Annotated in this window: 5 protein-coding genes; 1 reads left to right on the top strand and 4 read right to left on the bottom strand. The window is 38.7% G+C overall.

What is annotated here, in order from left to right; translation table 11 throughout:
• On the bottom strand, positions 1-332 hold a 332-nt coding region (locus H5232_RS21285; RefSeq protein WP_182831467.1), incomplete at its 3' end, for a SulP family inorganic anion transporter.
• A gap of 542 nt (positions 333-874) precedes the next feature.
• Here H5232_RS21285 and H5232_RS21290 point away from each other — a divergent pair.
• A complete protein-coding gene (locus H5232_RS21290; protein WP_259398518.1) occupies positions 875-1,714 on the top strand; it encodes an ABC transporter substrate-binding protein in 840 nt (279 codons plus the stop codon).
• 43 nt (positions 1,715-1,757) lie between these two features.
• Here H5232_RS21290 and H5232_RS21295 read toward each other — a convergent pair whose 3' ends face one another.
• The 3 genes from H5232_RS21295 to H5232_RS21305 form a co-directional block, all read right to left on the bottom strand.
• Positions 1,758-3,638, bottom strand: coding sequence for a hypothetical protein (locus tag H5232_RS21295; RefSeq protein ID WP_182760817.1), 1,881 nt, complete (start codon positions 3,636-3,638; stop codon positions 1,758-1,760).
• Positions 3,639-3,647: 9 nt separating this feature from the next.
• A complete protein-coding gene (locus H5232_RS21300) occupies positions 3,648-4,739 on the bottom strand; it encodes a hypothetical protein (protein ID WP_182718743.1) in 1,092 nt (363 codons plus the stop codon).
• Positions 4,740-4,801: 62 nt separating this feature from the next.
• Positions 4,802-7,870 (bottom strand): hypothetical protein, encoded by a 3,069-nt coding sequence (locus H5232_RS21305; protein ID WP_182831468.1) that lies wholly within the window; start codon positions 7,868-7,870, stop codon positions 4,802-4,804.
• Between the last annotated feature and the right edge of the window lie 345 nt (positions 7,871-8,215).

The following is an 8,215-nucleotide window of genomic DNA, read 5'->3' on the forward strand; positions in this document are numbered from 1 at the left end:
AAACTCCCCAGTTTTAAATAGCCTGCAATAATTTGTCTCACACCGGTGAGTAATGTCGCCGCCAAAAGGTATTCTAAACCATGCTCTTTAACTAAGGTAACCATCAGTAAAGCCATAGCGCCAGTAGCAGCAGAAATCATCCCTGGTCGTCCACCCACTATCGAAATAACCACGGCAATACAAAATGAAGCATACAAACCGACTTTAGGATCCACGCCCGCTATAATAGAAAAAGCAATCGCTTCTGGTATTAGCGCAAGCGCCACCACAGTACCTGCTAATAAGTCCCCTCGGATGTTAAAAAGCCAATCTCGTTTTATTTTTTCTAACATAAAAAACCTTGTCATGTAGTTAACATTAACGCGCATACAGCAGTCAATAAAACACCGACAATGCTTTACTAAACGATGACAACCGCATTTTCATTAATGTTTTTTTATTTATTAAAACGGCACATAAATGCCTACCAATGTTTGGTATATAGGTATCACGCAGCGGTGATTTAGAGGAGGAATAACTTAGGGCGGCGTTAAACGCAAAACATTGTTCCTTATGTAGAATGAATAAATTATCGTCTTTATTCTTGCATCTAACGTATTTTTAAGCAAGCCAAGTAACTTTTGTGTAGGCGCTGATAGCTGCTGTTACTCCTTACCTTGCCAATAAAAACACATAAAAAACATGCCATCATTTACCCGTTCCTTTTCAAACGGCTGCAACGATAAACATTGCCAATGCATTTTAGTTATCGTCTTTTTAAGTTGTTAAATGCATATATGCGACTAAGCTTTAGTAATAATTACGAAAACTTATCAAATAAATGAAAAAGTACTTAGTCTTTTTATTGTTATTTTGCGGGTTCACACAGGCAACTATGACCCCTGTTAGTTACCAAGTGGGTAAGCAAACAATCATTGCGCCAGCAGTACGATATGAATATGGTTATGCCTATAACATTGGTGGCAAAAGGCTTTTAAAACTAGTCACGTTAAATTGGGCTCCTTATATCGATGAATCATTGTGCAACAATGGCTGGCTGTTTCAATTAACCGTTAAACTGTTGCTGCAAAAAGGCTATGGTGTGCATATTGAATTTTTTCCATGGGCGAGAGCGGTTAGAGCAGCCGAGTTAGGAAAAGCGGATATTTTATTTCCCGAGTATTTTATTGATGATGCCATTATGTCAGATAATAGGCCGAGTAAAACACGCAATGATTTACTGGCTTTATCCTCAGCAGTTCCTGGTGGTAATTTGTCACTGATCGCACTCAGAGGTAATAACTCAAACTATAACGGCAGTTTAGAGTCAATAAAAGATCAAATTATTGGTGTGGTCCGATCATATAAAAACACCCCTGAACTCGATGAGCTGATTGATTCAAAAAAAATTAATACCATTATTGCCAATAATGAGTATCAGCTAATTCATTTACTAATGAGCCTGAGAGTCAACCTGATTGTAGCCGATTATGATGTGTTAATTGCCAGTATTGAAAAATCTGTCGCTTCAGCAAAAGAAAAGCAACAAATGAAAAACGCTCTGGTTCCATTATCCCCTGCTCTCGCTTACAAACCATTGTATTACATGGTAAGTAAAGCAAATCCACAGTGGCAGGAAATTTTAGCCGATCTCAATAACGAGATAAGTAAAATGAAAGAGCAAAGAACACTTTTAGCCTATATCGAAAAAAATAAGCAACAGTGTAGCCGATAATAGTAAAGCGCTTAAATATTAGCAAATAAGCGCCTTTATACTACTAAAACAACGACTCAAATGTCCCATCAGGAAATAATATACCAGGCACCCCTCTTACCGCTGTTACATCTGCGATTTGTGTATCGCCAAAATATAATCCACCACTGTAGTTGCGACCTTTTTGCTTAACATCTAACCAGCGACCTTGAGCACCGTGGATCACAGCATTAATATTATTGCCTACTGTACGTAAGTTAATTTCAAGTGCTCTATTCTTTAGCCGTAAGGCAATCTCTGCATTGGTAATATCAGCTAAACGATTCAAACGACCAACATAAGCAAACTGAAAATCCGGTGCGCCATTTAATGGCGTTATCAATTGCACAGCAAATGCAAGATTCTGTGTAGCTTCATTTATAAATGGCGTTGCTTCGATTGCTTGTAAGTTAAACTGTGTCGTTTGATTTTCACTAACAAGCTGACCCTTAAAGTCAAAACCAGATACCACTGTCACAAGCTCTTCAAAAGGAGTAACGAAGCGATCGGCGTTTAGCTTTATGTCACCTGTTAACACACCGCTATTGGCGTTTTCTAATGATACCGTTGTCTCTATATTCAGCTGCCCGGTTGTTTCACTTTGATCATTTGAAAATGGATCGTCAGTACCATCAAACGACAGCACTAAATCACTCACATCGGCGTTTAGTTGAGTATCTTGGCCTATCACTTTAGCACTCATAATACCGGAGACTTTATTACCCAACAGTCCACTTACTTGCCATTGTGGAATATTCAAATCTAGTTGTACGTCATGATCATCATACTGGCCACTAATAGCCCAAGAATAAGGGGATTGTTGGTAGTTTATTGTCAGTCCCTGTAAATTATAAACACCTGCGTCGGTATTATTTAATGGCGAAAAATTATAGAGCACGTCATAAAGCACATTCCCTAAAACGATAATAGCTTGTTGCGAGTCTTCGCCTAATATTGTTTCAAATTCAGTCAGCTTTTGTTTGAGCTCATCACTGTACGTTTGCTCTTGTAAGCGTGCCACACCTATTATATTACGCACATCTTCGAGTAACTCACGAGAGTGTAATTGCTCTTCATCTCGTTCTTGTGGCGAAATATTGCTAGCACTCCCAATCATAACGAGCTGCTGTTTGACCTCTCCAACGACGGATTGTAATAATTGATTACCATCTTCATTAAGTAAATTCTCTGACACATAGCGATCTGCAAAAGTACGATAAAGTGGCAAACTTGCTAACTGGGCCTGTTGTTCTACCACCGTATTATTGGCTGTATTTAAGCTCGCCTCGATATCCGCAGCTCTTTTTAAGATCACACCAAAAGTCAGTGCATTAGTAAGCACCTCAGCTTCAAGGTTGTCATTTAGTTGGCTGTGAGTAAGGTGATAAAAAGGTGTCGCACTCAAGCTCTGCGTGGTTATGCTTATGTCTAAGTTATTGTCGCTAATCACTGAGCTGATCGGTGATAAATAGACCTTATTTTCGCCCGGAGCTGCAAAAAAATCAGCACGGTAACTTAATGTCATATCCATCACTTCTTGATAATCAATACGACGATTGGCATTCCCATCATTCGGATTATTTCTGACTGTGCGACCACAACCTGCAAAACTTGGACATGTTAACGTCGTTGCATTTGAGGTAAATTCAACATGATGAAAATTTAAAGTTGTGGCTGATAAAGTAACATCGTTAATATCTGCAACGTCAATATTTTTTATAGAGCCCGTGTTATCATTGATGATCGTTAATGTACCCGCAGTGGATTGCCAAGGAGCAATATAAAAGCTTACCGTAGAAGACGTTTCCAGCATGGCCGGTAAAGTATCTGCTGTGCCATTATCTGATGAGCCACCACAACCAACTAATGACATAAGTAAACTAACTGATATAAGTTTTTTAAACATCACAAGTCCTTAAAACGCTAACTTCAGGCACCAATTTACATTGGCATAATACGCTTTATCAATATCGAGATTATCAGTCTGTATATTGAAACCAAAATAATCGTTCTCGATACCAAGCAAAAATGCTTCACTTTTTATTTCATAACCACCAATTACTGCCCAATGATCCCAAAAGTGCATGCGTGCTTTTAATTGAGAAAACGTATCTTGATCAAATTGTTTAACCATCAGCTCAGTAGAAAACAAATCGTTAATGCGATAATCTGCATAAACTTTGATACGCACCGGCATATCAAATTTATGCGTGACTTCGTTGTCATACTCAGACGTTGCTAAGCGTACTGTTGGCTCAGTGACAATATCCCCATCATCGTTTTCAGTAAACGGGACCTCTGTTGTATAACCATTTGCAAAACCGCTTTTTTCATACTCAGTTTCATACAGTAAGTCTTGTGCAAGTAGCCCAACGCTTAAATCATGGTTTATTTTCCAATTAACGGCTAAATCAACGCTGTACCCTAAGCCGGATGGGTTCTCATCTGGAGTAAATCGCTTAAATAAAATATCTTTCGAAAAATAAGAGTCGACCGTTAATGCGCCTTGGATCTCATCACTATAAACTGTGCCTTCGACTTTCAGATCTTGAAAATGCGTACTAGCAAAAACCGTTAATTTAGGCGTTATTGTTAATGCGTCAGAGTCTAAAAATTTGAAATCATATGAAACAAACAACCCATTGGTGGTTGATTGCTTACCGTCTAGGTAATAAACATAATTTCTATCTTCAAAAGGCAGGTCATTTTTTTCAGTATGCAAATAACGCGCGGTATCCGCATCAAAGCTTAAAACATAATCAAAGCGGCTTTGATAACCGACTTTAAAATTTCCATAGCCAACACCAAACTCAAAAACATTATAAGTAAAGGCGCTATCACCGGATGTTAATGGAGCGTCAAAATCATCTATAAATGCTTTAACTGGTTGGGTCTCTGTGTACACTTCTGAATCGAATGTGGTAAAGACTTGAAACTGCTCTGCAGCGTAACTAATAGGGGTAATTAAAAAAGCGGAAAATCCTAACGTGAGAATTTTTTTTTTCATACTTATTTCACTTGTTATTATTTTAGCTAAGAGGGAGAGTACTCTCCCTCTTAAAGTTACTTTTACTTAGACGAATCTAAGAAAGTAATATCTGTGTAATCGATGACTTCGCCATCATAATATTTAACAGATATACCATTTGTTATTTCTGTAACCTGTCCGAATTCCGTAATCATATTATTGAAATTAGCATTAACAGACCCAGAGAAATCTTCACCATCTCGAGCGCCAATGAACAACTCGTAACCAAACCCATTATGTAATTGAATTTCTAATCCGTAAAGGTCTTCTTGATAGTTACCATCAATAGAAATAGTTGCGGTAAAGTTAAGGCCTGAAGTTAATCCTGAAGCCGTAATTGCAGCTATACTAGAAGAGTCGGTTCCTGCTAATGAAAGTGTCCCCACAAAACCAGAATCACCATCAATTATTTCGACTCTGCTCCAACCATTTACAGCCAATACAGTTCCATCAATAGCCGTATCTGAGTTAACTTCTTCCTCAAAGTCAATTGCTAAACATGAGTCAGATTGCTCTGTTGAGATTACGCCATAGTAAGCATCAACACAATCTTCTAAAGCATCACTCATGTTAGCTAGTGTTTCGATTTTAATAACCGCACCATCTTCGCTTTTTATCATACCACCAAAAGCAAAAATAAGTGCTTTGTTGTTGATGGAGCCATTCACAGTAACCTTTTCGCCTGTTACTGTATTCATAAGATCCAGCTCTAAATCATCTTTATCAAAACTGTAAGTCCAAGCTGGATAGCGAGTTGAAACCACATCAACTCCTTCATCGCCATAATCCCATGCTTCAGTCAATACGTCGTAGATTACTTCTGAAATATCAAATAAAGCTTGGCCACCAGTTTTAGTTATAAGCGTAGCACTACGCGCTTGTTCTGTTCCTGCTTTTACCTTAACTAACAGCTCAAACTTAGCAATTGTGGATTTAGCATTTGTTTCAAGAGTTGTAGCTGTTGTAAGAGCAGTAGCGGCTTTATCTGCAAGTTCAGTTGCAAACGCAGTACTTAATTTTGCAGCTGCTGATAATTCAGCGGCCATTGTTTTATCAATTTCTTCGGAAGCAATCGCCGCTAACGATGCAGCAGCAGTTTCAGCTTGGCCAGCAGCACTGGCAAGTTCATTTGCTTTAGTACTAAGAGCCATAGCCTGGATAATTGCAGATTGTGCTGATGCAAGAGCAGCTACAGCATTTTCTTTTGTATCAAGCATTGCTGCATCAACAGCCATCATAGCCGTCGATAAATCGGCTTGAGCAACCATTGCAGCTGAATCAGCTGAACCTAGTGAGGCATTGGCAACACTAGCATTATTTTTGGCAACATCTAGTGCTAATTCAAATGCTGCTACAGCCTCATTAGAACGTGCTTCTTCTTCTGCAATACCTTTAATTAACGTAACAACGGCAGAAAGTTGTGCTGTTATGGCATTGACTAACACATCTGATTTATCTGTTAGTTGCTGATATTCATCCCCTAAACCTGCGGCAGTGCTGGCAATTGAAGTGGCTGAATTAAGCGCAGCAGAAAGCTCTACTTGCAATTGGCTATACGCTACTTTATTACCCGATAAAGTGAATACTGCTGAACTATAAGCGAGTACTTTATCCGTTGTATCTAAACCTGCATCCCCCAATTCTTTAACTGTATTGAGTTCAGTCACGCCCTTAGAAACGGAAGTTGTAGCAGTTGCTAATGCGCTAGTGATAGTTGTTATTTGTGATTCTAATTCTGCAGCTACTTTAGCTACAAAGTCATCACCAGCATCACAGTTATCTTCACAGCCAATCTTCTCTAATGCTTTTTTTACTTCTTTTGCGGTTTCTTTTAAATCTTTATCTAAGCCTTTTTCTTTTGCTTTTGCTTGCACATCTTCAACAGCTTTAGTGGCTTTATCTTTGAGTTTTGCAATCTCATCAGGATCGGTAATACCTAAGTTTTCAGCAACTTTAGTAAATGCTTCATCAATGCCTTCACCTGTTACTACTGCGGCAAAAATAAGGCTAGTATTCTCAACGGCTTTTTGTAGTTCAGCTGCAATCTTTTGGACAATTTCATTGTCACTGTTGCTTACTTTGCCTTCTTTAACCGCGGCAGACAAACTTGCAATCAGGTCTTTTAATGAGCCATTGGCACCCGCCCCAGCAACAGACTGCAATGAAACGGCAGTTTGAACTAATGCCAAAGTACCTGCATCCAGTGAATCACCTTCGCCAATATCACTGAAGTCAACCGCACCACCAAGAGAAATATCACCAAGTAAAGAAGCTGCTTTAATTGCGGTATCAGGGCCTAATATTTGAATTAATGTTTTTAAACTTGCCGCTGCAACTGCTTCATCGGAGACTGTTGAACCATCTTTAGCGCCATCTAACAATATTTTTGCTGCAATACTTGTATAAAGAGTCACATTAGCAAAGTACTGCTGTGCACCACTCCCATCACCTTCCGCAAAATTAATACCACGAGCACTTGCAGGCGCTACTGGCGCTTTAATAAACTTAACAACCTGTAGTTCAAGATCGTCTTTGTACCATTCGCCAAAATCAATCGCAGTATCACCATTATTTATCATCCCAGCGTCTTCAGATGCTGCTGGGGCTTCATCATAGCTGCCACAACCAGTAAATGAATCACATTTAACCATACTGTTATCATCTTCTTTCGACGTACTCACCGTAATATAAAGTGCTCCCGTAAAGCCGTCTTCAAGGTAAATATTATATGCACCCGTGATTGATGTCATTGTCTCAGTTGGATTAGCTGCCGCAACCATTGCCTGTGCTTTGGCATCAGCATCAGCTTGAGAAGTCGTCGATTCTGCAGTATAGCTTGCATCAGACGCAGCCTCTAAACGATACGCAACGGGAACAGGTTCACCCGAGTCATCGACTGTAGATACTGTCACTACAGCATTTTTTAACGAACCTTTTACCGCTTTCCCAGATACTTGGGTATTAAAATTAGTGCTGACTTCGCCTTTATATACTGTAACTGGGTCAGGCTTGTTATAGTTATTATCATTATCTGAACCACAACCAGTTAGGCCGAGAGTCAATGCAACCGAGGCTGCAATTGGGGTAAATTTAATTATTCTTTTCGCCATGAAAATCTCCTTGAGTGCTTGTTAGCAAATAGCATTACTGAAATCGTAGCCTATATTAATATCAACAGTCATTTAAGTTAAAATTATGTATCAAACCGTATCAAGTTAACGCAATAAGCTACTTTGTTATTACATGTTATCAACTTACCACCAATATATGACAATTTATGGAAAAATGTAATTTTAATTACACCTGTAAATAATCAACTGACAGGCTCAAAGAATTTATATATCCAGTAAGAAAATAAAAAATAAAAACATTTAAAAACAAGTCTTTAATTATTTTTCATTTGTTTTTTAATTGATTGGGGAACAGATAAGAGATGAAATGTTAACCTAAAGATG

Origin of the sequence: Pseudoalteromonas sp. SG41-5 (assembly GCF_014164495.1) — a bacterium.
Taxonomy (GTDB): Bacteria; Pseudomonadota; Gammaproteobacteria; order Enterobacterales; family Alteromonadaceae; genus Pseudoalteromonas; species Pseudoalteromonas rhizosphaerae.

Excerpts from the sequence above, each read along its gene's own strand:
- H5232_RS21295 (WP_182760817.1), bottom strand. The coding sequence starts at position 3,638 with ATGTTTAAAAAACTTATATCAGTTAGTTTACTTATGTCATTAGTTGGT.
- H5232_RS21300 (WP_182718743.1), bottom strand. The coding sequence starts at position 4,739 with ATGAAAAAAAAAATTCTCACGTTAGGATTTTCCGCTTTTTTAATTACC.
- H5232_RS21305 (WP_182831468.1), bottom strand. The coding sequence starts at position 7,870 with ATGGCGAAAAGAATAATTAAATTTACCCCAATTGCAGCCTCGGTTGCA.
- H5232_RS21290 (WP_259398518.1), top strand. The coding sequence starts at position 875 with ATGACCCCTGTTAGTTACCAAGTGGGTAAGCAAACAATCATTGCGCCA.